We start from the raw sequence: 25,391 nt of genomic DNA on the forward strand, positions 1-25,391 counted from the left end.
ATCTTACTATCAACCAGTTGATCTACTTATTTATTGACCGCAGTGGGCTCGAACAAGTCAGGCAAAGGATTGGGGGTGCTTGCATTCGAATTGATCTCATTTTGCCCGTAAAAGAACCTTTCAGGCAGCCGGTTGCCCGTGGAAGGCGTGAGCTTAATGCCGATCCCTTCTTTGCGCGTTCTTCTGATATCATTAAAACCGATCAGCCGGACAAAAAAAGTGACGTACCGTTCTTCCAGTATTTCTTCCAGAAGCGCCCGTGTTTTATCAGGATTCGTCGGGTTTGCAATCCCGCCTGCGGCGAAATCTGCCTCTGTATAAGCATCGTATTTAAGGCTGTATCTCGACCGGTAAGTAGGGTCCATGTAGCCGCCCGAGCTCATAAACTCGCGGAACTTATTCAGGTGCGTTAATGCCAAAGTAAAGTCAGGCTTTCTTGCCGCAGCCTCCGCCAGGGTCAGCAGGTTTTCTTCATAGGTGACCATCGGGGAAGACGCATTCATCGCAATGACCCCATTCAAAGAATCGCCGCGCGCCACGGAAAGATAATTGGGCTCAATTTCGCCGGTGATGCCTTTGGTACCCAAATTGACATAGTAAAAATTAAACCGCGCAGTTTCATCCGTTTTCGGATTACCCCGGTATGTTTTCGAAGCGGGATCAAGAATGGTTGTCAGATAAGCATTTCTGGCGCTCAAATCGCCCGCACGTTCTTCCACATTATGCAGATAATACCGGTTGCGCGTCCCAGCAGTTGCCGTGTGCGGACTCAGCAAAGAACCGGCGGTACTCGCAATGCCTTTCAATGCTTCATTGTAAGCCTTATCGTACTCCCTGGTTTCCATATAAAGCCTCGCTTTCAATGTATGCGCCACTGCAATCCATTTGGCAGCATCGCCATTAAAGAAAATGTCGGCTTTGTTTGTCACCGCACCTTTTCCGGATTCCAGAGCCACAATTCCTTCATCGAGCAGCTTTTGAACACCGGCATACACACTCGCCTGCGGATCGAAAACAGGATTGGGAAATTGCTGCGGATTACCAAACTGAGAGAATGGGATATCACCATAAAGCGCTGCTCCCGAACCTATTACATATGCCTGAACCACTCTTGCAATGCCGATACCGCGCTGGTTGTCCGCCTCCCTGTATTTGCCGATCGCCTTTTCGAGCTGAATGTAGGTTTGGTTATAAATGTAAGTCCAGGCATCGTCGGTTTCCACCGCCGTGTACTGGTAATTTTGATAATTCAGGTACTGCCTTTGAATCCCTGTCATGTAACCCGACCACATATTGGAAATGATCGCGATCCTGGATCCATTGAAGTTAATGGAGGCCACCTGGGCACCTGTGAGCATCATATCCGCCGGCGCATCGGTCACATTATTCGGGTCCACATTCATGTCCTTTACAAAACTTGAACACGAGGTCGCGAAGACAAAAATGGACGTTATAGCAAAAAGAAATAGTCTTTTCATGAGGATAACTAATTAATAGTTAATGAGTAAAGAAAAAAGGTAGGATCTGGTGCCGGGGTTATCAAAGTAATCCAGACCTCTTCCCAGCGAAACCTGTGTATGATTGGAATCCGGGTCTATCCCGCGCACGCCCGTCCACAGAAAAAGGTTACGGCCCGACAGCCTGAACTCAACAGACCGCAGCTTGGTCGCCTTTCTGAAAGCTTCGGATTGCAAAGTATAACCCAGCGAAAGCTCCCGCAGCCTGGTCCAGCTTCCCTCGACCACAAACTGTTCTTTCAAGCCGCTGAAACCGCCGCCCAAAGTCGTGTAATACGATTCATCCAGCAGCACTTCCCCTGCTCCCAGGTCGGCAACATTGCCCCTCACCGTAGTCCCGGCAGGGATCACTGCGCCTTTGAAATTTTTCAGGTCTTTGTTCAAAGTCACCTCTTTCCCTACGTCTTCATGCGTTCCGTGCGAGTACATCACACCTCGGGTTCCTTCGAAAAAGTCGCCCCCCTGGAAGGTTTCAAATAGCAATCCAAGTGAGAAAGACTTGTAGGAAAGATTAGCTCCAAATCCGCCTCTCCAGTCCGGGTTCGGATCGCCGATCTTGGCATTGGCTGCATTGACAGTAGGAAAACCGTTTGCATCAAAAATCTTGTTACCCTGGTCGTCGCGGGCATAATGTCCGCCCATAAACACGCCCACCGGCTGACCTTCCAGCGCATTGATCGTCATATATCCGCTGATACCGCCCACTTGTACGGCAGTAGCGCCGGCAAGATCGGTTACCAGACTGCGGTTTCGGTTGAGGTTAAAATTGAGCGAAAGTGTCAGGTCTTTTTTTCTGAAAACATCATAGTTCAGATCAAAATCCACGCCCTTGTTCTGCATCGTTCCCGCATTCTGGTAGGCGCTTGAAAAACCAGTCGAGTTAGGTACAGGCACTGACAGCAGCAGGTCGCTTGTCTTGTTTTGGTAATAGGTAATCTCGGTTCTCAGCCTGTTCCCTAAGAATCTCAGATCCGCACCCACTTCATACTCCGTTTTTCTTTCGGGCCGCAACTGATCATTTCCGAAATTTGCACTTTGCAGGTAAGATCCGTTTCCGTAAAGCGAGTTACCAGGCACAAACAAAGTCCTTGTCCGGTAAGGCGCAGGCTGCACACCTACCACGCCGTAAGATGCTCTCAACTTTCCGAATGTCAGCCAGTTGGCTTTTTCAAACATTTTCAATTTCGTGAATTGCCAGGCAACGTCTCCGGAAGGATAGTAGAATGTATTGTCGGACGCTTCTCCAAAAGTCGACGCAGCTTCACCGGCGAATGAGAAATTGAAGAACAATGCATCGTAAACCGACAAGCCTAGTACCGAATATGCCCGCGCACTTCTGATGTTTGTCTTATAATTGTTCGGGTTTTTGTTGACAGTCAGGGCATTTGAAAAATTCCATGGCCCTTCGGCGATCAGAAAATCGGACATTTCTCCGCCTAACTCAGCATATTTACGATCATTCAAATTGAATCCGGCAATCAGGTTCGCCGAAAAATTGGGATTAAACTGGTGGCTATACCTTTCGATCAGATCGTAATTGAGCTGATTTTCAAGAATATTGACTTCACCATACCGGCCATTCAAATTCACCGCATCAGCCTGCGCCGAATTGACAGGGAAATACGTTTGGCGTACATCGGAAGAATTATCGATACCAAACCGGTTGATGATATCCAATCCTTTTATGGGCGTAATGGTCAGCTCTGCGCTACCGATAAACCGGTTCACCGAATTCGGGTTTTTCTGCTCGATCATCGTCCATAACGGATTGTTATACACCGGGTTGGAGCTATTTCCCAAATAATTTCGGTACGAGCGCTGTCTGTTTACAACCGGCGCTGCATTGGGGCCGCTGTAATAGTTGCCTTTGTAATCGGTAATATCGAAATCGGGCGTCATCCGGTAATAACCCAGCAGCATACCGGCCGTATTATTGGAACGCTGCACGCGCTCAGACCGGATCATTGCATAAGATGCGTGTGTAGAAAGTTTGATGATTTCGCTGAGCTTACTTTCAATGTTCAGCCTAATCGTGCTCCTTCTGTAATCGCTGTTTTGTCTGAAAACACCTTTCTGGTAAACGTCGCTCAGACTGAACAGGTAGCTGGAATTGGCTCCGCCGCCACTCAGACTGAGGCTATTATCGACAGCATATCCGTTCCTGAAGATTGATTTGAACTGATCATCCGCATAAATGTCACGTGAGTTCTTTTTGGTAATGGGATAATATCTTTTCCCAGTTTGGTAACCTTCAAAAAATTCGCCCGCCGTATTCACCTCATCCGTACCGCCTGCCCTGGCTTCGATCTTGTCACCCCAGGCATTTCCCGAAGCAGGATTGAATTTTCCCTGGTCGCCCTGGCCAAATGCAGTTTGCCTCTGGTGGTAGCGGTTGATTTCATCCATTGAATAGCTGGATTTGAATGAAATCCGCATTTTGTCATTGAATGAGCCGTTTTTGGTCGTGATCACGATCACCCCGTTCGCTGCCCGGGATCCCCAGAGCGCAGCCGCCGAAGCGCCTTTCAATACCTGAATGGAGGCAATATCGTCGGGGTTAATGTCATTGACGCGCGATTGCTGCACGACGCCACGAATGTTGGTGCCGCCATGAACCGAGCTGTTAATAGGCACACCGTCAACAATATACAGCGGCTGCGACGAACCCGACAAGGTACTTGCACCCCTGATCTGCACAAAGGAGCCACCGCCCGGATCGCTGCCGGAAGACCGGCCGATGAAAACGCCGGAAGCCTTTCCAGCCATTTTATTCAACAGACTCGTTTCGCCGGATGCCGCAATGCTTTTATCCGTGATTTTAGAACTGGTAGACCCGAGCTTATCGGCAGATTCTTTAAATCCCAGCGCGGTAACCACTACCGCGTCCAGCATTTTAATATCCGATTCCAAAACAATGTTAAAAGTGGTCTGATCTCCGACGAGAATTTCCTTGTTGACGTAGCCAACGTAGGAGAGAATCAGGGTCGCGTTTTCGTCCGGAACGCTGATTTCGAAGGCGCCATCGGTATTCGTAAGTGTACCGCGTTGCGAGCCTTTCAGCATTACGCTCACGCCCGGAAGCACCTCGCCGCGATCATCTTTGACAGTTCCCCGGATATTTCTTTCCTGACGAGCATTGCTTTCCGGCAGATTGGTCTGCTCGTCGCTTTCACGCCTGGATTGATTTACAGCCTTTTGCAGGATAATCTGTTTCCGCTGCAACTTGTACCGGATCCCGGCTTTAAGCAGCACCTCGTCGAGCACGCTGGATAATGCTTGCTGGTGCGCACTCACGGTCACCTTCTGATCGGGTGAAATCAGGTTTGAGGTATAGGTAAAATGCACATCGGCCAGCTTCTGGATCTGGTTGAGAACACTGCGTAATCCTTCATTTTCTGCGTGAATGGATATTTTCTGGTTCAATGCATTCTGGGCATCAGCCGGTCGGGCGAGGCTCACTCCTGCGAATAGAAAAACCAACAAAAGCTGATGTATTGATATTTTCATAATTGTACGTGCCAGCCAAAGCGCTTGTCTTTGTTTTTTCATAATTTTGATCGTTTTGTCATAGACTTGATTAGGGTTGAAGGCAAAAGAATCCCGTTCATCTTCCTGGAAGATTGGCATACGTACGAGGGTACAATGTTGACGGGACCAGGCTGGTGGTGGCTCAAACACCATCAGCCTTTTTTGTAAAGAGGTTTAGGTCATAGGCAGGTTTTTTAGATTTATGCTTTCGGCAGTCAGCAATCGGCCGTCAAAGTCTGAAAGCCGACTGCCGATTGCTGAAAGCCCTCAATGGCATCCCTCTCCCAGAATCACAATCCCGCCATTCTCAGGCTCGTAATGTGCTTCTATAGCTTCGCAAATGCTGTTGATTCTTTCGGTGAGTGTTTCTCCGCGGAATGAGGCAATGATCCTGCAGTTGACAAAAGTGTGTTTGTCGAATGCAATCTCAATTCCATACAGATTTTCCAGTTCTTTAAATACCTCAGCCACGGGCGTATCTACAAAAACCTGCTCGCGTGAATCAGTATCCTGCGCAATGATTTCCAGGTCTTTGAGTTGGGATTTTTCCAGCAGCAGGTCATTTCTGTCAAATACGGCTTGCTGATGCATGGTGAGCATGATACCGGGCGCGGGCTTACTCGCTGCACTGGCCGGAAGCTCAAATTCGCTTGACTTGTGGACAGATACCTTCCCACTTTTCACACTCACTTTGACAAGATCGTCTTTCGGAAATGCAGTGACCCGGAAACGCGTTCCCCATACCTGTGTGACGGTTTCGCCCGCATACACCAGGAATGGCTTGGCACCGTGGGATACCTCAAAAAAAGCATCGCCGCTTAGGGTTACCTTCCGACTTTCGCCGGTGAATGCTTCCGGAAATTGCAGCGTACTTCCCGGAAAGAGGGTAACAATGCTACTGTCACTGAGAATGAGCGTCTGATTATGCTGCGTATCATTTTTCCGAGCAACAAGTGCATTCGACACCTGAGTAGCTTGTTCTGGAACAGTTTGGCTGAGTTGTGGTTTTGACGAATCCTGAAAATTCCATAAAAGAAAACCTAAGGAAGCAACTAAAACCGCCGCCGCCCGCCACCAGTAATGGAAAAGGAAAGGCTTTTTGGTTGGAGTCACAGAGTCGATTTCGTCCAGCCTGCCGATGATCTGTCCGACCCTGTGCGCCACTTCCTCCTTTGGAAGCTGGGCATTATAACGCTTGTCGAGCGTAAGGACAATGATGCGCGCCTTTTCGTAACGGTCGCGATGGTCGGGACGGGCCGCGGTCCAGGCTTGCCAGAATGCGGTTGATTCCCTGTCGGGATGGAGCATGGAGGTCCGGAAATAATCGTCCCGGGCTAAACCTTCAATAGTGTAATCGTTGTAATTGTGCATGGGTGCAGCAGCCTGTTAACTGCTTTAATGGACATTTTTTAAGTGACCCAATGCGTCCGTACGATCAGAGTCAACCTATAGTCCGATTTGCTGCATTACATACCCAGTGCAATTCAATTATTTTTTGAAATAATTACATTCAAAATAAATGCTTGATTAACAAATGATTAACTATTTAAAAAAATATAAGAAAACAGGAATAAACAGGGCGACTACCCAACTATCCTTGATTTTTTTGAGAGTACGGTGAAGCAGATTAGCCACGCTTTGCCGCGCGAGTCCCATGATCTGCGCAATTTCATCGAATTCAAGTCCTTGGTAAAAACGCAGGTAAACAATCTCCTGCTGGCGCCTGGGAAGCGTGTCCAGAACCGCATTCAAATGCCTGATCCGGGCTCTTTCTTCTTCTTTTAAGACAATGTAAGATTCTATTGAAACATCCGATTCTGCTGCAAAAGGCACGTCCAGCGGTTCCTTGAAGCGTTTCAGGCGAATGCTTTCCTTGAAAATTTTATTGCGCAACGCGCGAAGCAGGTACGTTTTTACAAAATCAGTTTTTGACAAGAAAGCGCGCCGCTCCCAAAGTTCTAGAAATAGCTCCTGAATGCAGTCAGAAATAAAATCCTCATCACTGTTCAGTCTTAGTCCGTAGTTGTATAATAGTTGGTAGTAATGGAGTGCGAGTTGTCCAAAGGCCTGCTTGTCGCCCGCCCGGAACCTGTCCCACCATACCTCGTGCGAAACCTGAAAAGATGTGTTGCTGGTATCGTTCAAAAGGTGTCTGGATGAGAATGTCTTACCTTCCGAGAGCAGAAGGTTGTTGTTTTACGCGAAAGCAATAACTCAAATTAAATACCATAAAACGAAAGTTAAAAACATTACTAAATCTTTCTTTTAATTTATCTGATCTATATCGAAGTAGAGCACCGAAGCTTATGCTGCCCTCTTATACAACAGAATCGTGGTAGTATTTAAATGTATCAAAAATGAAAGTTTTTAATATCCTAGGAACCGGTTAGCTTTCATTAACCGCTCATGGGTAATCTCCATGTTGCAACAAGCTGTTTCTTATAGGTTAGCCGCCAATTCCTTGGCTGGGCTACCGATGCCAATGGCGCCATTGATGCGGTAAAATGCAATCAAAATTCTGTGAAAGCGCTCAAAGTTAATTCATCTTTTACCCATTAGAGTAACTAAATACCTACCTTAGCCAAATCGCCTGAGTGGTTTAATGCAAGTGAAACGAACAAGACATTGAAGGATATGACCAGCCAGGGGCTCAGCTTTCCTTTCATTGCTTCCGATATCAATTACTCACTTTTTAAACTCTTCACAGGATCCAGCAGCGCAGCCTTAATGGCCTGGTAACTAACAGTGATCATGGTAATCAGCATTGCACCCGATGCCGCAGCGACAAAAACCCACCATGGCATTTCGGTACGGTATTCGTATTTCAAAAGCCAGGCATTCAGGAAGTAATGTGCAACAGGTGCAGAAATCACACAGGATAAGATCACCAGTTTCACAAAATCGCCGGAGAGTAATGCCCATAAGTTTGCTACGGAAGCTCCCAAGACTTTCCGGACCCCTATTTCCTTGGTGCGCTGCTCAGCCGTAAAGGAGGCTAACCCGAATAATCCGAGGCAACTGATTAAAATTGCAAGGGTGGCGAATGCAGATGCAAGCCTGGCAATGCGTTCTTCCGTTGCAAATTTCAGTGCATATTGCTGATCCGTGAACTTGTAGTCAAACGGGCTGCCGGGGTTGAACTTCCTGAAAACGGTCCCGACTTTTGCCAGTGAACTGGTGGCTGATTGGTATGGGTTCAGCTTAATGTTAATTACATTGGCCCAGTTGTAGTCTAGCATAAACACCGTAGGATAAACCGGCTGAAAGGGCGAGTCCATTACCATATCCTTAATCACGCCCACCACCGTAAATGGCTTTCCATGCCACTTCATGATCTTACCGACGATTTCAGCGGGGTGTTTCAGTCCCATGTATCTCACGGCTTTTTCATTAAGGACCATTCCTGACGAGTCCGTGGCATATTCTCTTGATAAATCTCGGCCATTAATAAATTTCCAGCCCACAGTTTTACCAAAATCGTGGCTTACTGCAATCGTTCCGAAGTTTTCCTTAAAATTTGGATCCTTTCCTTCCCAATCAAATCCGCCATTGGAAGAGTTCATATCCGTTGTCGGCGTTGATGAAGTGGACATATTTACCACCGCGCCTGTTTTCAGCAAATCACTTCTTAGTGCATTGTAATGCCCATATAGTTCGGGCGTATTCATATTTACGGTAATCAGCCCGCTGCGATCATAACCAATAGGGCGGTTTTTGGCATGCTGAATTTGCTTGAAAACAATGATGGTTCCGATGATTAGAGTAACCGAAACGGTGAATTGCAAAACGACAAGCACCTTGCGTGGAATTGAGGCATAACGGCCGACGTTGATAATCCCTTTCAAAACTTTAACAGGCTGGAAAGAGGAAAGGTAAATGGCAGGATATATTCCGGAGAAAATGCCGGTTATCAGCGTAAATGCAATCCCTAGCAACCAGAACAAGGCATTATCAAACGGAAAATCAATCTTTTTGTCTGCTACCTCGTTGAAAAAAGGCAAAATGACGATGACCAGCAATATGGAAAGTAGGAAAGCCAGGGCCACAACCATCAGTGATTCTGTAAAAAACTGGTTGATCAGCTGCGCGCGGTAGGATCCGACTGCTTTGCGGATGCCGACTTCCTTAGCACGTTTCTCCGACCTGGCCGTACTCAGGTTCATAAAGTTAATGGACGCAAGAAGCAGCACAAAGACTCCGATAATGCCAAACAGCCAGACATACTGGATCCGTCCGTCGAGGTTCCCGGCTTTGTCCCAGCCACTGTACAAATGCCATTTTTGCATGGGTTGGAGAAAGATCTCGGGCTTAAAGAATGCAGTCTCAGGAGCGTGTTCCAGTTTTACATTCCGGATCTTTTCCGAAACCGTTTCAAAGTCTGAATTGGGACTAATCTGTACAAGTGTCTGCCACGAATTGTTATTCCACTCATCGTTTTCAACGGCCGTTTTAACCCAGTTTTGCGTGGCAACATACAAACTCCACGGCGCGATAAATGAAAGATCCCTGAATTCGGTGTTATAAGGAAGATCCTCGTAAACACCTGTTACCCTGAGGTTCATGCTATTGTCCAGCTTCACGATCTTGTCCATCGGATTCTCTGTCCCGAACAATGCCTGTGCAACAGACTCTGACAACATAATGGAATTCTGATCTTTAAGCCCGGCTCGTGTGCCTTGTTTCATGTTAAGGGAAAACATGTCGGGCGCTTCGGCGCTTAGATAATTGCCCTTTCTGGTAAATTTCCTGTCGCCGTAAGCCAGGATATGCTCACTGTTCCATGACGACATGATGACGTATTCAAAATCGTCCGCAAACTTTACACCAAGCTCTTTCCCCATTGGCGCAGGCATGTACTCGCCGTAAGAGATCTCATTGTTAAAAGCACCTTTCTGCATGACCTTAGCAATGCGATCGTAATTCTTGTGATACCTGTCGAAAGCAAATTCATCGTAAATCCACAACCCGATCAGCATTGCCACAGCCATGCCCAGGCCCAGGCCACCTATGTTTATGGCCGAATAACCTCTGTTTTTTGCAAGGTTCCTGAACGCGATTTTTAAATAATTTTTTAGCATATCAATACCGATTAAAGGGTTAGAAGAATAGTTATGATCCCATTGGCTGGCTGCACGTTTTCGCCGGATATATCTGAGTTTGAAAAATCCCAGCACTTCCCACCAGTAGTCGCTGCGTGCCTTTTTAATGCCGGCACTTTCTGCCTTATAAATAAATGCTTCGTGAAGATCGCCCTGAATCGATTCCAACAAATGCGGAGCACAAAAAAGACGAAGCAATTTATCGGCCAATGGCGGTGGCTCGGGAAGTTTGTCGTGCTGGTTCATAGGTTTGAGGAAAGCTTCAATGGATTCAGGATTCTATCCCAAAAACTCACACGTACCTCCTGAATTTCGTGCAGCGTCCGCTGCCCAAAAGCGGTTACTTTAAACAGTCTTTTGCGCCTACCTCCCCTTTCGGCAGTAGGTTCTCCCATTTCGGATTTTACCATACCCTTTTCTTCTAGCCGCTGCAAAGCCGAATGAACTTGGTTCAGCCTTACGTCCCGGCCAGTTTGTTCAATGATTTCAAGCATCAGCACCACGCCATAAGCGCGTTCATTCATCACCGCAACGGTTAGCAGGACGATTTCTTCAAACTCACCTAAATAGGTCCGTCTCATATGTTTTTATAACTTCTACTTTTGCTGATTAAATAGTCGAGCCAAAAAAGAAAATGTTTAATAATAGGTTGATTGTTAGACATTTAGATTCACTATACTTGTAGCGTAATGTCCGATACCGGACACCTGAATGTTCGCTATCAAAACAGTTAATTACACCTGTTCTTAACATTCTCAGAAACTTCGCTCCCCCGGCTATCCCTTCTTGTGATTTTGTTATTTAGAATATTACAGTTTAACGGCAACAAAGTACTAAGCTGTACTATATTGGCCTCTCTGCTGCTGATATCGCTTATTTGGCGGTGTAAGTCATTTTCATTTACACCAAGGTTTGAATGAACCGGCCCATGCAAAATATTTCTTCTAACCATTGCAAAACAATTTTTCAAATTCACACTAATGAGGGGAGAATATTCAGAGGGTTAGAGGGTACGGAAAAACCACCGAATAAATTTCACACAAATCCTTATAGATAGAATTGATATCTAGCGGTTAGCTCAAAGACGGCATCAGCAAATATCCTGCACGTTAGAGGCAAGGTATCTGAGCCCACTTACTATACCTTACAAGTCGGACCAGCTAAACGTAGCATCGGCTTTTATATCGAAAATTCACCCATGCATATAAGTGGTGATGCCAAAGCTATGTGGTCTGTCAAAGTTACCGGGTGAGCAAATTTCGTCCGGACCTATGTACAGCTTCACCCGGACGCCGATCCGGCCTTGGTGGATTCCAAGATTAAAAATTTTGTTGATCCTTTCATTAAAAATTCAAAAAAGCCATCCAGTGATTTCAAGATAGATTTGGTTTTGCAGCCATTTTCAGAGAGATACCTACATTCTGCTTATGTAAATGGCAAGCCAGCCGGGGGACGAATCACTTATGTCTGGTTATTTAGCGGAGTCGGGTTATTTATTTTGCTGATTGCCTGTATCAATTTTATGAACCTTGCCACTGCAATGTCTTTAAAGAGAAGCAAAGAGATAGGCATCCGCAAGGTGGTCGGCTCGGCCCGCTCGGGCGTGGTTGCCCAGTTGTTTGTTGAAACTTGGCTATTGACATTAATAGCAGTTTTTTTAGCCTTGGTTATCAGTTGGTTGTCATTGCCCTACATTGCAGATCTTACAGAGCGTCCGATGGAGCTACCCCTGAAAAGCTCAACATTTTGGCTGGCACTTACAGGACTTGTTTTCTTTATTGGCTTAGTTGCTGGCAGTTATCCTGCTTTGTATTTATCGTCATTGAATCCTGTAAGTGTATTGAAGGGAAAGCAACATTTTTTCGGGGTTGTTTCTATTCGCCAGGCACTTGTTGGCTTCCAGTTTACGCTTTCCGTCCTGTTTATCATTGCGACGTCAGTCGTCTCCAAGCAGACAAAATTTCTACAAACCAAAGAAACCGGCTATGACCGGTCCGGCATTCTTTACATACCTATTGAAGCCGGTTCATCGACCAGATATGAAGTATTTCGCGGCAAAGCCCTTGAATTACCCGGAGTCCTTGGCATAGACCTTACAAGTGAACCACCTCATGCTATGGGATTGAAAACCCACAATGCAGACTGGATAGGAAAGAGCCCGACCACCACGGTTACTTTCTATCCGACTTCTGTTGGATATGACTTTGTTAAGGTCATGGGCTTGAAAATTGTAGAAGGCCGGGATTTTTCAAGAGCGTTTGCAACAGACACAAACAGTTACATTGTTAATGAGCAAGCCATCAAACAAATGGGACTGAAAGATCCTATCGATAAATCATTCAGCGTTTACGGTAACAAAGGTGTCATTATTGGTGTGATGAAAGACTTTCATTTTAATTCATTACGCCAGCCGATAGAACCGCTTGTGATAAGTATCGATGAAAACCTGAATTTTGGCAATATTCTGGTCCGGATCCAACCTGGTAAGACAAGAGAAGCCCTGACGGGTTTGGAGAATTTATACAAAAACTTAAATCCGGAGTATCCTTTCACTTTCTCATTCCTTGACCAAGAGTATCAGAAACAATATCGGAGTGAGCAGATCATTGAAACCATAACCAGCTTATTTTCTGGCCTGGCGATATTCATTGCCTCACTTGGATTATTTGGTTTGGCTGCTATAACAGCAGATCAGCGTACGAAGGAAATCGGAATCAGGAAGGTTCTTGGGGCTTCCGTGACGAGTATTGTAACACTGCTTTCCAGCAACTTTTTGAAACTGGTAGTGATTTCTATTGTCATTGCATCTCCTATCGCCTGGTTTGTCATGCAAAGATGGTTGCAGGAATTTGCATACAAAGTAAATATTGGCTGGGGCATATTTGGCTATACGGACTTCTTAGCCTTGGGGATTGCGTTATTGACAGTCAGTTACCAAAGTATTACAGCGGCTTTGTTAAATCCAATAAAGTCACTCAAATCAGAATAATTGTCCACAATGGCTCCTGCGGGACCTTTTGGCAACTAAGCAAAGGTTACACCAGCGATATATTTTAAACTGTAAACCTCGAAATTTAAGTACTCAGCATTCCGTTCATTTTCATTGCATTGCTTATTATAGCTGGCCGTCTCAACAAGTCTATCCACAAGTGAATAAAGACAAAATAGTAGTACGATTTAATGTATACCTACTTATATTAAATGTACAATACTGCCACTTCTGGATAGGGAATCGCATAAAATCGAAAATCGTCCTGAGTTCGTTTAAACGTCCGTGGCCGTTGCAGAACTATCCTTATAAATTAAGTCTTGGGAATTATTAGTGCTGACTTCTGAGAATTTTAAGAATTTGGCGTAAAAGCAATCGAGGGCTTCAGAAATGCGCCTATTAAGTGACCCATGGTCTCCATTGCTGCTCCATTTGTCAATTTCCTTTTGAATGTTTTGAGGTACTTTTTGAGGTTGAAGCAGGTCGCTGCCATTAGCATCACCTTATGTGCTGCGGCTTTTCCTAAAACATTGATTTTACTTAGTCCGTAATGATGGATCAGGCTTCCAAAGACCGGCTCTACCGTGCTTTGTCGGACTTGTTTCATCCGTTTCCCTCGCCTGCTTAATTGTCTTTCATAGGCTCGGTGGTAATAATCTTCATAAGCTGTCGTAAATATTCTTTTAAATAATGACTTAGGTGTGCAGGATTCTTTTAGAACACAGGGAATGCAATCCTTTTTTGAAGCCCGGTAGTTTTTGATAAGCTTCCCGTCAGATGTTAGATCGAAGCCTTTAAAAGGAATTGTCTTCCCCATGGTACACGTAAAAACATCTTCTTTCCTGTCATAGGTAACCCATTCTCTTTCTGGTTTATACTTGCCAAAAACAGGGATCCATGGTGTGACATTTCTCAGTTCCAGGAACTCGTAATTAAAACCATTTGAGTATCCTGCATCTGCTAGGAGCTCTGTCATACGAAGCTCATTTGCTTTCAGTCGGCTTTGAACTTGTAGAGTCATTGCTGGCAGATACTGACTGTCTCTTCCATCTGCAAAGTCGGCCTGTATATGGCTGATCACACCCTGACCTGTATCTACTGCCATACTGCAGTGATAGTTAAGTTTTCTTGCCTTGCCAGGCTTTACCGAAATACGAGCATCCGGATCATGCGGACTATAATGCGTTTTATTACTGAATAACTGGGCTTTTTCATGAGAAGCGCCGCTGGCTCCGACCGGATTTTTACGCAGTTTATCATGAATATGTTTAACACGCTTCAAATGATGCTGCGGAGCAGTGATCAACCCCACCGTGGAAGTTACAGCAGTGCTTGTTTGATTTTGGTTTTCGGTGTCTACGGCTTCAATGTGCCTTTCAACAGACTGAAAAGGTCTTTTCAGTTCAAGGCTTTCCATTGAAGCATTCGCCTTAATGGGAGCCGAACGGCCGCCGCCGCGGTCTATGGCCTGGGTATGTCCACTGACCATGCCCTTATCAACACATAAAGCAAATATCTTATTGAACAGAGCCTCAGAAACGGTAGCTGGATATAATTGTCTGGTCTGACTGATGGTCGAATGCCAGGGTAATTGCTCATCAATATCATAGCCCAAAAAGTAAAGAATGTCCATGCGCATCGAGCAGTGATCTACCAATTTGCGGTCAGACGTAATATTTTCCAGGTAACCGACAAGCATAAGCTTGAACCGGGTCGCCGGGCGAAATACGACCGGGTCTATGGATGGGTTTCCGGTGCGACCATACAGGTCTCGGGTATCGCTGTAAATGGATTGTAGATCCAGAGTCTCTCTGAGCCTCCTATAAAAATTATCCTTCGGGATCCGCTCGCATAACTGGAAGCTCATAAACAGCTTTTCGGCGGCCGTCGCACGGAGTAATTTTTTCTTCCTTGCATTCCTGAAGTTACAAAGATCCAAGCAGTTATGGAAAGGATTTGGACTGTCTTTCATTGAGTTCTGCAACGGCCACGGTGGTTTTTTAGACAGATCTCCTGTCTGCATACTTCTCTAACATATCTCATTAACTTAATCAAGGTTGGCTACAAGCAATCTAGAAATTTGAGATGATCATTTAAGACAAAATTTTATATAACTAATAATGTAGTAGTTGACACATCATCTAGTCTTACCAAATGGACGTTTCGTGCAACAAATATTTAAGAGCTTTCTCTATTAGCTAGTTTTCTTTGTTGATAAGTAACGGAGATAGTGGTGATTTCTGCAAATCTTGGCCATTATACTGAAAATGAGTATACTCATAAGTAGTAAAGCATTTGTCGTCAGTTTGCCTATACCAAACATCCAATGTGTCAGAATCTAGGCTGTTAAATTGAAGTCTTAACGATGATTCCCCGGACTTTCCCCGAATATTTCTTTGGATATCTGCCGCGAAGACGAACCCACCGGCCACTGGCAAATACTCCATATTTAAAACAATCCACTCCTATTCTTCGAGATCGAAAAGCCTGATGGAATCTACTGAATAGTAAGATTTCGTTGTATCCACGAGATTATTGCCTTTGATGTCAACAATTGAAAATCTGAGTGGTGGCGTTATCGCAGCATCGCCAGTATCTGAGCAATCATCACAGGCAGTAAAGGCAAAGCTAAACGCCAGAAGAAATAACAATAAGCAGTGTGCTTTCATTTGTGAGCGGTTTTCAATGTTGACACGGCTAAATGATTTTTAGTTGCGTAGTATAACAAATCTGGCAGGATAACAAAGATTAAAAGATCCGCTGCTTCACCTGCTACTATCAGATCCGGAATGCAATGGGCAAAGTGCGCTCAACTTGTAAAACCAAGAACTTCGCCCAATTGTCGCTTCCCCTCTTGTTCTGTGTTTTCATTTACATATAAAATGTTAACCTGACAAAAAATAGGGCACCTGGCTCCTCTCCTTTCTATCCATATGGTTCACACATCAACCGTCCCGGCACGTGAACATGAGTAAGTGTCAAAAAATACAGACGTTATTTGCGACTGGCGACGTTGACGGTTACTTGACTTTAACTTTCGAATTCTTAAATTAGGGTTTTGAGTAATAGTAAAACAAAACAGTACATATGATCAAAGGAATTTCACTTGCAGTGATAATTTGGTTGTTATCAAATACGATCTATCGGACCTATGGTCAAGATTGGAGACCTATATTTGATTTCGGGCTAACAGCCGAGACTGTCCTTTATAATAAACCGTTGACATTAAGTGAATATCTATCAAAAAGTGCGGCACTCGACCCAGGTGATGAATGTATGGTTAAGATGTCAACATTTTATTTCCGAGTAAATGGCCAGGGAATTGTTGATAGTATTGAAGTTAAGGGGAATCTTGATAACCAATCCGTTAAAACGATTAAATCGAATATTTATGCAACGAAAGGGAAATGGAAGTTGCCTCCAAATTCCAAACCTTCAGATAGCTGTTGGTTCGTCTTTCCATTCATTGATTTTGGTAGATCACGACTGTGCAACTCACAGCAAAATATTTCAAGGACCCAATTGTTTGAATTGGTCAGCTTATACTCGGAAAGAGAATTAACATTCGACAGACATAAACGGCTTATCATACCTCCTAACGAGCCATTCATGATTAGCGAAAAATGAAATTTGGCCCATTATGAACTACTACCTTTCGTACGTGAAGCAAACGGCTAACCAGATAAGGGCAAACAGCCAGGCCATCGCTGTCTTCCAGCGCCCAGGCCAATTCCGAATTGAAAAATAGAGTAGGACTTCCACCCCTAAAGCTGCCATGCCTGCCATCAAGTAATACTGGAATGGGAGCCTGTCAGCATCGACGCTTCTCTCAAAAAGCGTCTGGAATATCGAAAACAGCATGCTTCCAATGAGCATGAAGCGCCACCAATCTTTTTGCAATTCCTGCTTCTTAACCTGATCCATAACCTATGTACGCATGAATATAATTAAACTCACGTCGACCGTCCTACTATTATTGCCAAATGGGAAAGGCAGCCAAACCTGGTCAGATACTGCTTAATATTTTAATTTACACTTTCAGTCAGTCCGCGGTATGCTTTTCATTCATTTTAAAGATGGTTCACATGTCAACAGTATTCACCGGCAAAAGTGATCGAGTGTCAGAAATACGAAGGTTCTTGCGACTGAATCAGAATATTGAAAATAAATCTCTGGACCGTGTTGGGCAATCCATAAGCAGATCCACTGGAAAAGGTTTTAAATAATGCTTCATACTATCGCATGATATCTTGCGGTTTGCGATCATTTTCAATTCTTGAGGTGTAGCATAATAAAAGCAAGACCAGCCACTTGCTGGATCACCAGTAATAAGTAAAGCCTGGTACTGCTTGTTGTAGTTCGCATACCATAGAGCAAAGCGTGGTTCTAACCTTATGTCCTTCTTGCAGTAATTGCAGCACGATATGCAAGCCAACAAAACCATTACCACCTGTAACTAACACAATCTCTTTATCTTCCATTTTCTATATTATTATATGGCAAAGTTTGCCCAAAAAATGGAAGGGTATTTTGTTGAAAAGTCCAATAACACTTTGCTTAAAGGTCCATATCCATTTAAAGACAGCGTCGGAGCAGCAAAATGTCTTCGTAGGCTAATATTAGTGGATGGTTTCCCTTTCGCCACCGGCAAATTCTGTCGGCGTTATCCCGAATTGTTTTTTGAACGCATAAGAGAAATGTGATAAATTTTCAAAGCCTGTTTGTAAATACACTTCAATGGGTCTTCTGTTTTTCTTAGCAAGAAAGTAATGTGCTAATTCCAAGCGTCGTTGCGTTAGCCAACGCTGTGGCGTTATCCTGTAAATTTTATAAAAATCCTTTTTAAAAAAATTATCCATGGATATTCCAGACGCATGCTGCGGGTACGTGCCGCCAATTCCCGCATTGTTTACCAGCACGTCAAGCCTTTCAATTTTGCTCTCCAATTCAAGCTTGGCTTTTATAATAGACTCTTCGTCTGTCACGTCGATTTTAATTAAATCAACGTTGGTTAAGCCTAATTTCCTCAGTTCTTCTACCGCTTTCTGGCCATTAATTTTGTCACGGCTCCCGAGATAAACCTGATAATCGAGTTTTGCAAGTTGTTTTGCGGTCGCCAATCCGACGCCTTTGTTTGCACCTGTAATAAACGCTGTCTTTTTCGATGTCATAAAATTATTATTTAATTGAGACCAAAATTAGACAGCTTCTTTTTGGGTTGATTTGTTCAAACGTCCTATTTGCTTTGTTCAAACGTCGGGAGCCTTAGCTCACGAACCGTGTGATCGGGATGGTAAACGGTCATTAAAAATGAATCCTCAATCCGCATCCAACCTTAATAATATCTGTAACAGATAATGATGATGGATTAAGCACATAGCTAATCAAATACAGGTCGTTGGTGTTAAATCCGACATATGCAGTTACTGATTTTATTTTTCCTGCACTTTTAAGCTCACGAGTGACTGACGATTCTGTTACGAGATGCTGCCGGAGTGCCGACTTCCACCAATAATAATTTCGCGGGAACCGTTCGGGCCAGTTCAGATAGAACTGGTCACCAAAATGATAGACAGTTTTAATCCCAACGTCCAGCGGGTTAATGGTAACCATTTCAGAGACTTTTACTTTCAATGGTGTGTAGAACAGCAAAGCTGAAAGCAAATGAAGTTCTCCTCCCATTTGTTTTGGAACATATCCATATGACAAACCGGCCCGTACCCGTTGTCGGAATAAATCATAGCCAACACTATATACGCAGCATCATTACTGTCTGACAATGCGTTAGAAAGCCACGGCATATCAGGAACTTTACGCCGTGAATATTCCATGCTGTTTGTATTGTGGGCAACAAATTTGATGCTGTCGTAAACAAATGAGAAATCAGTTGGGCCAAACATTCTTGTAAATACTTGTTCCCCGTTTGCAACCAGGTCGTGATTTCCAATGACGCCGATATATGGTTCTTCAAGACGCCTTAGGCGGTCGTTCACCCATTCAAATTCCTGTAAAAGCCCAAAATCCGAAATGTCACCGGCTAGCAGGACGAAATCGACCGCATTCAGCGTATTTACTTTGTCGACAAATCGATCCAGCTCATCATACCAGCGCTGTGAGTCGCCCACAAAAACTATGGTAACTGTGTCATCGACCGGGTTTTGATAAAGTTGCGCCAGGTTTTTCTCATTTAGTTGTGTGGGCGAATTGCGGTCGCGGACTTGGTTAGGACTAAATTCGAATTGGTTGCACCCAGTTAGGAGCAATAAAATAAAGACCCAATAGCCATATGCTCTGAAAGGTGCGGCTGAACGGAAATGATTTTGACCTTTCATACAATCAAAACCCATCAGTTAAACGAAGCCCTGAATTCCAGAGGTGAAACTTTGGTCTTGGTCTTAAAGAGTTTATTAAATGATTGTGGGTGTTCAAAACCCAGCTCATAGGCGATTTCGCTCACAGACAAACTAGTGGTAGATAACCTTTCTTTGGCTTTATCAATCAGCTTTTCATGAATGAGCTGCTGGGTATTTTGCCCGGTCAGGGTTTTAAGCACACTCCTTAAATAGCCGGGTGAAATATTTAGCGCCTCCGAGATGTATTCTACTGTGGGTAAGCTTTTATTAATCATATCACTTGCAAAATATTCATCCAGCAAATCTGAAAATTTGTCAAGGATCTGGTGATTGCTGATTTTACGGGTGATGAACTGGCGCTGGTAGAAACGCTCGGCATAATTGAGCAATGTGTCAATGTGCGAAATGATAATATCCTGGGTGAATTTATCAATATTCCCATTGCACTCGTGTCTGATATTATCAACAATGGTATTGATTGTGGCTTCTTCGTATTCAGAAAGAAACAGCGCTTCCCTTACCGAGTAGCCAAAGTATTCGTATTGTTTTATCTTTTTGGCAAGTGGAGATCCCCAGAAAAAGTCTGGATGCACTGCAAGCATCCAGCCCACGGGTCTGTGCTCGGGTTCATGTTTCTCACCACTGATCACCTGGTTGGGTGCAACGAATGCCATAAAACCTTCATCAAAGTCATATTTCTGCTGTCCGTAGTTGAGATTGTTACAATTTCGTTTGACAGAAATCAAGTAAAAATCCAGTACGGCTGTAAGGCCTGGCACTGCTGTCATGGTGCCACATTCAATCACGCTGATAAGTGGGTGCTTGGGAGGTGCAAAGCCCTGCATTTTGTGGGCCTGTGATATCGAACTTACTCTGACCAGTTCATTCATTTTTGGGATATTTTAAAATTTAAATGGGTACTTCAACCATATCAATAGCAATGGCAAAGCCAGGAAAGGGATTTCGATCAATGCTGTTTTTGTATCTCCCGCTCTCAATGACAAAGCCATGATCAAAACTATGGTGATGGCCGAGAATACATTACTCAGAAAAAAGGTTTGCGGGAAAAATAACGTCAATCCAAGTATGATCGAAAACGCTCCAAAATAAGGCATGATGGCCTGGGTAATACCCAGATTGGCCATCATCTTAGCCTGCTCCGGTCCAGGCGGGCGAAAACCATCCCAACCATGTTTGATACTCAGCGCTGCTGAAACTAAAATGAGCACAATGCTAATGACTTTCATTTGTGTTTTAATTTAAGTTAAAATAGTCTTTTCTTTCCAAAATCCACCCATTTGCCTGCTTACCATCAGGCAAGCCAAGGCAGTAAGGATGCTTGCGGCCGGGCCAATGGTCAAACCCCACCTAAGCCCATTTCCAAGATTTGATTCGGTAAAAGCATCACTGATTAAACCCACCAAAAGAGGCGAAATTGACGGGCCCAAAAGGCTTGTTGCCAGCATCAGCAAACTGCTGGACATGGCCTGCTTTCCACTTCCTGCAACCAAATGTCCGGCACCAAATGCGAATGGCAGACAGAAAGCAAATGAGAACATTCCGGGCACAAAAAGTGCAATAGCCAGATTGCTGGTGGGCGCAAACAAGCCTGCCGACGTAAATACGGCTCCTATCATAAAAACAATGGCGGGCGGATGCAGCAACCGGCCCGATCTTTCGGCGACCAATTTGTCAAATAATCTTCCTCCGATCAATGTTGCCAGGATGCCCATTAATCCTTGTAAAGCGCCAAAACTAAGTCCCACCTGGCTTGCTGTGAGTCCATGCGTCCGGATCAGGAAAGGCGCAGTGAATACGTAAAATGGGGCTGATGCGAAGGTTACCAGGTTGGCAGCAATGAACAGCCACAAAAAAGCGGGCTTCGATAATAATTTGCGGCTAGCTGGTAAGAAGCCTTCCGCACGCATTAAATCTGGCGCCGCCGCTTCCTTTTTTCCTGCAAACAACCAGACCATTGCTGCCAGCACCAGTCCCAAACCACCTGCGACAGCAAAAGCATTGCGCCAGCCAATCGTATCATTTGCCCAGCCCCCAAAGCCGAAACCCAGCATTGTACCCAAGGGAATCCCCATCGAAAATAAACCGATCGCCCGCCCGCGAAACGAGACCGGAATCTTTTGCACGATTAAAGCATGACTTGCAGGTGTTCCCCCGGCCTCGCCCAGGGCTACGCCAACCCGCAGAAATGCCAGCATACCAAAACCAGTCGCTAATCCTGAGAGCCCGGTCATAGCGCTCCATATCAGAATACACGCGGCCAGCACCTGTTTTGAGCGGCCCATATCTGACAGGCGTGCCAAGGGCAAGGCGGCAACTGAGTAGCAAAGTGCAAATGCAAGACCTGTTATCAGACCGAGCTGTGTATCACTTAGGCCAAGATCTGCCTTTATGGATTCAGCCATGATGAAAGGCAAAATACGGTCTACCTGACTGAAAATACTTACCAGGACAATCGTGGCCAGGAAGGCCGACCTTTTCCATCCAGTCAAGCCAGGCTGGGTTTTAAGTATATCTTTTTTATGCATCATGCCTTAATATATAATTATAATTCAAACCTTACGCCGAACGTGGGAAACACACCCAGCCCGATATTAAAGACATTACCTGTGTCGGGTAGAAAAATCTCAGAGTTCACATTGAAGCGGTTGTTTATATTGGCCAGGTCCAGAAAGGCAGAGAACATGCCTTTTTTCATCTGAACATTGTAATCAACCCGGACGTCCAGGCTCATATAATCGGGCAGCCTTCTGCCATTGATGGCTGTAATTTCCTGCGAATAACGAAGCATATTGGGATTGTTCAATACGTTGGAACGAACAATGTACTCATCGCCAGGACGGCCGGTGCTATACCGGAATTTTCCCGAAAATATCCATTTTTCATTGGGCTTGTAACTTCCAAGCAGTGACAGGTTATTTGGGATACTAAAAGTGTAATCATATTCTCCCAGGCCATTGTTATCGTCTCTCTTGCTTTGCATGTACGAATAGCTCACCTGCCCGTAATATTTCTGCGAAAGCCGTTTTGTCAGACTGATATCCCCGCCATACGCATAGCCATCGCCATTATTTGTAAGATAACTTTGCAACCTGTTGGGCTGGACAATTACATCATCAAATCGTTTGTGCCAGCCTTCCACCACCAGTTTCAAGTCGCTCGAAAACTGATACTTATATCCGAGAATATTCTGGAACGTGCGTTCATTTTTCAGCTTATTGACCGCGCTCTGTCCTGCAACATCGGAGTATGCCGCGTCCTGATAATAGATTCCCGAAGCGAAATTAAGGCTTTGCTTGTCGCTTAATACAAGGCTGCCGCTCAGTCGTGGGGAAATGGTGTGCTGCTCGGTAAAGCCGGTGTAATCGTAACGAATGCTTGGGTTTAGCGTGAAACCGTTTGTAACCCTGTAAGATGCACTCACGTAACCCGAGCCATTAAATGCACTGTTGTCGAACGCGGAATTATAAAGCGAAGGGTTCAAAATTTGATAGTATTGCGAAGGACTTGGTCTTACATCTGTGGTGCGAAAAACAAATACCGTATCAGTCCGCTTGATGCTCCTTTCATAATCCAGCTGAACTTGCATGGCCTCGACGCCTGCCGTGAATGTCAGCTTATTGAAGCGTTTGGTATAGATCGACCGGTATCCAATCTCCTGCTGATTATTTTTGATGCGCCTTAAATCGTCTTCATATCTGCCGGACCTGGGATCAAGGATGATGCCTTCGTCACTTAATGTTGGTGTAAAAGATCCGAAGTTGTTATCGATGGTCGACGAGCGGAAATAGAGTACATTTTTAATGTAACTTTTGCTATCAATCAGCGTCCGCAAGTTCAGACCTGCCAATGCTTTGCTACCGCTATGATTGAAAAGTGTGGTGCCGCCGCTGTTATCCTCGTTGATGTTGTAGTCTGTCCCAATATCATCAATGCCCCGGCTCGGCGCTTCGGGATTGTACATGGCGATGAATGACAGTTTGTTTTTAGCGTTCAGCTCAGTTGTTGTTTTAATCAGGTAATCGCCAAAAACAATAGTTGCCGGGTTTTGCTGGCTGACGACCCTTTGCAGCAATCCAAAATTCTGATACCTGCCCGAAGCGAACAGACTGGTCTTGTTGGAAATAGGCCCATCTGCAATCAGAGTCGCACCCATCAAGTCAAACTGCCCTGCAAACGACCAACTTTCTTTATTACCTTCTTTGATACCAAGTGCAAGGTAAGAGGAAGATTTACGCCCATACACCGCATCAAAACCACCATTTTGAAATTGCACATTGTCAATGATCCTGGGCGCAAAGATGCTGAACCGCCCACCGTTGGGATCGTTAAAGCCCGAGTTAAAACCCTCCGCTTCGAGGTGTGACAAGTTAAACATCGGTATGTCATCGACCATATACACATTGTCCTGCGTGCCCTGGCCCCTGGCGGCAATGGCAGAAAACTGAGCCCCGCTGCTCACCACGCCGGGTAAGCTTGCCAAAGCACGCATGATATCTCCCTGCGCACCCGGGTTTCTAAAAATCTCTTCCCGGGAATAAGAAAAAGTAGAAACGGGCGTCATCGGATTGTTTTCTCCTTTAAATGATTTCACAGTTGCTTCATTTAGGTTGGCTGCCACCTCTAAGATTTCAATTTCGGAATAATAAGTTTTGCCCGATATGATCCCTATTTCACTAATCTTTTTGGTCTGAAAACCCATGTAAGAAATCGTTACTCCGTAAGTGCCAGTGGGAATGTTACTGATGGTAAAAAGACCCAGGGTGTCCGTGTTCGCCCCCAGCTGCGTCTGATCGATTTGCACTATTACGCCCACAATGGGCTGCTTGGTGGACTGGTCTACAATCTTGCCTTTAAAACTTCCTGTCGATTGGGCGAAAGACAGCACGCTGGCCATGCTTAGGAATAGGGTAATTACCTGGGTTTTCATCCTGCTTTTTTGTTTCATTTTTCCTTGATTTTTGTTGAGACAAAATTGCAAAGCAGCAGAAAAGCAATTGTAGCCTAAACGTCTTTTGCTGTAGTCAAATGGAATTTGGGCTTTAAAAAGTGAGCGCCTGTGTCACTTTAGCAAGTAGTTGTTAAAGATGTAGCCCATCAATATTGCTACCGGGATACCGGCCAAAGCACCCATCAAAGCCCTTCTGGCTTTGTTAGGGAACTGGTTCCTATATTTAAAGTAAAGGAATATACCTACCGGCGGCATTGCGTTTGACAGCATAAACCAAGCGTTTGGCAATTTGTCGTCGTTGTTTTTATCTATCATTTTGAGTCTGGTTTTGTTGTTATTTGAGATCATCAATTCTTAATACCAAGAAAGCTGGCTCTTCTGCTTTTGCATATTACTTTATGAACTGTATTAAAAGTCAAGGATAACTCCGTAAAATTGGACAATAATTTGGATCAAAATCCTGATCGAACTTGACCACTGCAAACGCCTGCCGAAGTAACTTGTTAACGACTGCAATTAGTGCGACTTTTGAAGCTTTGCCTGCGGCTTTTAAACGTTCATAGAGCGCTCGACATGATTTATTATGCTGAATTGCAGACCAGGAGGCAGTATACAGCATGCTCCTTAATTGGCCATCACCAGTTTTACAGATTCCCTTAGCTGAATTTAGCTTTCCGGATTGATAGATAATAGGGGCTACACCAATGAATGTAACCAGAGCTTTAGCCGAATGAAAGTGCCTGAGACCGCCGGTTACCTCAATCAATGCCGTAGCAATAGTTGTTGAAATGCCTACTATGGAAGTCAATCTGATGAGCTCCTGACTGAAATTAGCTTTCGTTAATTCTTCAATTTCGTCATTTAACCTCTTTATAGCAACGTCAAACTCATTTAATATATGTGTTAAACTAGTCTGAACAGCTTCGTCTTTCACTG

At 44.7% G+C, this 25,391-nt stretch carries 19 protein-coding genes; 2 read left to right on the top strand and 17 right to left on the bottom strand.

The window, feature by feature from the left end; translation table 11 throughout:
• Positions 1 to 26: 26 nt before the first annotated feature.
• From G395_RS0105695 to G395_RS0105720, 6 genes are all read right to left on the bottom strand, one after another.
• Positions 27 to 1,478 carry a SusD/RagB family nutrient-binding outer membrane lipoprotein gene (locus G395_RS0105695; RefSeq protein ID WP_026629176.1) on the bottom strand — a complete coding sequence of 484 codons (1,452 nt, stop codon included), beginning with the start codon at positions 1,476 to 1,478 and terminating at the stop codon, positions 27 to 29.
• A gap of 12 nt (positions 1,479 to 1,490) precedes the next feature.
• Complete coding sequence (locus G395_RS0105700) at positions 1,491 to 5,066, bottom strand: SusC/RagA family TonB-linked outer membrane protein (protein WP_229204001.1); 3,576 nt, start codon at positions 5,064 to 5,066, stop codon at positions 1,491 to 1,493.
• Between the two features lie 246 nt (positions 5,067 to 5,312).
• A complete protein-coding gene (locus tag G395_RS0105705) occupies positions 5,313 to 6,416 on the bottom strand; it encodes a FecR family protein (protein WP_026629178.1) in 1,104 nt (367 codons plus the stop codon).
• A 171-nt stretch (positions 6,417 to 6,587) separates the two neighbouring features.
• On the bottom strand, positions 6,588 to 7,190 hold the full coding sequence (locus G395_RS0105710; protein WP_026629179.1) for an RNA polymerase sigma factor: 603 nt from the start codon (positions 7,188 to 7,190) through the stop codon (positions 6,588 to 6,590).
• A gap of 536 nt (positions 7,191 to 7,726) precedes the next feature.
• Positions 7,727 to 10,390, bottom strand: coding sequence for an ABC transporter permease (locus tag G395_RS0105715; RefSeq protein ID WP_084439429.1), 2,664 nt, complete (start codon positions 10,388 to 10,390; stop codon positions 7,727 to 7,729).
• Positions 10,387 to 10,725 carry a PadR family transcriptional regulator gene (locus G395_RS0105720; protein ID WP_026629181.1) on the bottom strand — a complete coding sequence of 113 codons (339 nt, stop codon included), beginning with the start codon at positions 10,723 to 10,725 and terminating at the stop codon, positions 10,387 to 10,389. The genes G395_RS0105715 and G395_RS0105720 overlap by 4 nt, the downstream gene beginning before the upstream one ends.
• Positions 10,726 to 11,450: 725 nt before the next feature.
• On the opposite strand from G395_RS0105720, the gene G395_RS28710 reads away from it, so the two are divergent.
• On the top strand, positions 11,451 to 13,133 hold the full coding sequence (locus tag G395_RS28710) for an FtsX-like permease family protein (RefSeq protein WP_310588842.1): 1,683 nt from the start codon (positions 11,451 to 11,453) through the stop codon (positions 13,131 to 13,133).
• Positions 13,134 to 13,485: 352 nt separating this feature from the next.
• On the opposite strand, the gene G395_RS28715 is transcribed toward G395_RS28710, so the two are convergent.
• Entirely contained in the window at positions 13,486 to 15,156 is a 1,671-nt protein-coding gene (locus G395_RS28715; protein ID WP_157486575.1) for an IS1182 family transposase, read from the bottom strand.
• A 1,064-nt stretch (positions 15,157 to 16,220) separates the two neighbouring features.
• Between G395_RS28715 and G395_RS0105745 the strand changes: the two genes are divergently transcribed.
• On the top strand, positions 16,221 to 16,760 hold the full coding sequence (locus G395_RS0105745; RefSeq protein WP_026629184.1) for a hypothetical protein: 540 nt from the start codon (positions 16,221 to 16,223) through the stop codon (positions 16,758 to 16,760).
• Positions 16,761 to 16,781: 21 nt separating this feature from the next.
• On the opposite strand, the gene G395_RS0105750 is transcribed toward G395_RS0105745, so the two are convergent.
• The 10 genes from G395_RS0105750 to G395_RS0105805 form a co-directional block, all read right to left on the bottom strand.
• Complete coding sequence (locus G395_RS0105750) at positions 16,782 to 17,057, bottom strand: hypothetical protein (RefSeq protein ID WP_026629185.1); 276 nt, start codon at positions 17,055 to 17,057, stop codon at positions 16,782 to 16,784.
• A 395-nt stretch (positions 17,058 to 17,452) separates the two neighbouring features.
• The gene (locus G395_RS31995) at positions 17,453 to 17,614 is read right to left on the bottom strand and encodes an NAD-dependent epimerase/dehydratase family protein (protein WP_157486577.1); all 162 of its coding nucleotides are present in this window, start codon (positions 17,612 to 17,614) and stop codon (positions 17,453 to 17,455) included.
• A gap of 138 nt (positions 17,615 to 17,752) precedes the next feature.
• A complete protein-coding gene (locus tag G395_RS28720) occupies positions 17,753 to 18,304 on the bottom strand; it encodes an SDR family NAD(P)-dependent oxidoreductase (RefSeq protein WP_051350024.1) in 552 nt (183 codons plus the stop codon).
• Positions 18,305 to 18,437: 133 nt separating this feature from the next.
• Entirely contained in the window at positions 18,438 to 18,815 is a 378-nt protein-coding gene (locus tag G395_RS28725; RefSeq protein ID WP_157486579.1) for a hypothetical protein, read from the bottom strand.
• The gene (locus tag G395_RS28730; RefSeq protein WP_084439448.1) at positions 18,764 to 19,465 is read right to left on the bottom strand and encodes a metallophosphoesterase family protein; all 702 of its coding nucleotides are present in this window, start codon (positions 19,463 to 19,465) and stop codon (positions 18,764 to 18,766) included. Before G395_RS28730 ends, G395_RS28725 begins: the two co-directional genes overlap by 52 nt.
• 14 nt (positions 19,466 to 19,479) lie before the next feature.
• Positions 19,480 to 20,376, bottom strand: coding sequence for a helix-turn-helix domain-containing protein (locus tag G395_RS0105780; protein WP_035360422.1), 897 nt, complete (start codon positions 20,374 to 20,376; stop codon positions 19,480 to 19,482).
• Positions 20,377 to 20,388: 12 nt separating this feature from the next.
• The gene (locus tag G395_RS0105785; RefSeq protein ID WP_026629189.1) at positions 20,389 to 20,733 is read right to left on the bottom strand and encodes a hypothetical protein; all 345 of its coding nucleotides are present in this window, start codon (positions 20,731 to 20,733) and stop codon (positions 20,389 to 20,391) included.
• A gap of 12 nt (positions 20,734 to 20,745) precedes the next feature.
• Entirely contained in the window at positions 20,746 to 22,035 is a 1,290-nt protein-coding gene (locus tag G395_RS28735; protein ID WP_211237747.1) for an MFS transporter, read from the bottom strand.
• 14 nt (positions 22,036 to 22,049) lie between these two features.
• Positions 22,050 to 24,452, bottom strand: a complete 2,403-nt coding sequence (locus G395_RS0105795; RefSeq protein ID WP_026629190.1) for a TonB-dependent receptor — start codon at positions 24,450 to 24,452, stop codon at positions 22,050 to 22,052.
• Between the two features lie 418 nt (positions 24,453 to 24,870).
• On the bottom strand, positions 24,871 to 25,391 hold a 521-nt coding region (locus G395_RS0105805), incomplete at its 5' end, for an IS110 family transposase (RefSeq protein WP_026629192.1).

The sequence above is a fragment of the Dyadobacter alkalitolerans DSM 23607 genome (genome assembly GCF_000428845.1).
Lineage (GTDB): Bacteria > Bacteroidota > Bacteroidia > Cytophagales > Spirosomataceae > Dyadobacter > Dyadobacter alkalitolerans.

Excerpts from the sequence above, each read along its gene's own strand:
- G395_RS0105695 (WP_026629176.1), bottom strand. The coding sequence starts at position 1,478 with ATGAAAAGACTATTTCTTTTTGCTATAACGTCCATTTTTGTCTTCGCG.
- G395_RS0105700 (WP_229204001.1), bottom strand. The coding sequence starts at position 5,066 with ATGAAAAAACAAAGACAAGCGCTTTGGCTGGCACGTACAATTATGAAA.
- G395_RS0105705 (WP_026629178.1), bottom strand. The coding sequence starts at position 6,416 with ATGCACAATTACAACGATTACACTATTGAAGGTTTAGCCCGGGACGAT.
- G395_RS0105715 (WP_084439429.1), bottom strand. The coding sequence starts at position 10,390 with ATGAACCAGCACGACAAACTTCCCGAGCCACCGCCATTGGCCGATAAA.
- G395_RS0105720 (WP_026629181.1), bottom strand. The coding sequence starts at position 10,725 with ATGAGACGGACCTATTTAGGTGAGTTTGAAGAAATCGTCCTGCTAACC.
- G395_RS28715 (WP_157486575.1), bottom strand. The coding sequence starts at position 15,156 with ATGCAGACAGGAGATCTGTCTAAAAAACCACCGTGGCCGTTGCAGAAC.
- G395_RS0105745 (WP_026629184.1), top strand. The coding sequence starts at position 16,221 with ATGATCAAAGGAATTTCACTTGCAGTGATAATTTGGTTGTTATCAAAT.
- G395_RS0105750 (WP_026629185.1), bottom strand. The coding sequence starts at position 17,057 with ATGGATCAGGTTAAGAAGCAGGAATTGCAAAAAGATTGGTGGCGCTTC.
- G395_RS31995 (WP_157486577.1), bottom strand. The coding sequence starts at position 17,614 with ATGGAAGATAAAGAGATTGTGTTAGTTACAGGTGGTAATGGTTTTGTT.
- G395_RS28720 (WP_051350024.1), bottom strand. The coding sequence starts at position 18,304 with ATGACATCGAAAAAGACAGCGTTTATTACAGGTGCAAACAAAGGCGTC.
- G395_RS28725 (WP_157486579.1), bottom strand. The coding sequence starts at position 18,815 with ATGGGAGGAGAACTTCATTTGCTTTCAGCTTTGCTGTTCTACACACCA.
- G395_RS28730 (WP_084439448.1), bottom strand. The coding sequence starts at position 19,465 with ATGAAAGGTCAAAATCATTTCCGTTCAGCCGCACCTTTCAGAGCATAT.
- G395_RS0105780 (WP_035360422.1), bottom strand. The coding sequence starts at position 20,376 with ATGAATGAACTGGTCAGAGTAAGTTCGATATCACAGGCCCACAAAATG.
- G395_RS0105785 (WP_026629189.1), bottom strand. The coding sequence starts at position 20,733 with ATGAAAGTCATTAGCATTGTGCTCATTTTAGTTTCAGCAGCGCTGAGT.
- G395_RS28735 (WP_211237747.1), bottom strand. The coding sequence starts at position 22,035 with ATGATGCATAAAAAAGATATACTTAAAACCCAGCCTGGCTTGACTGGA.
- G395_RS0105795 (WP_026629190.1), bottom strand. The coding sequence starts at position 24,452 with ATGAAACAAAAAAGCAGGATGAAAACCCAGGTAATTACCCTATTCCTA.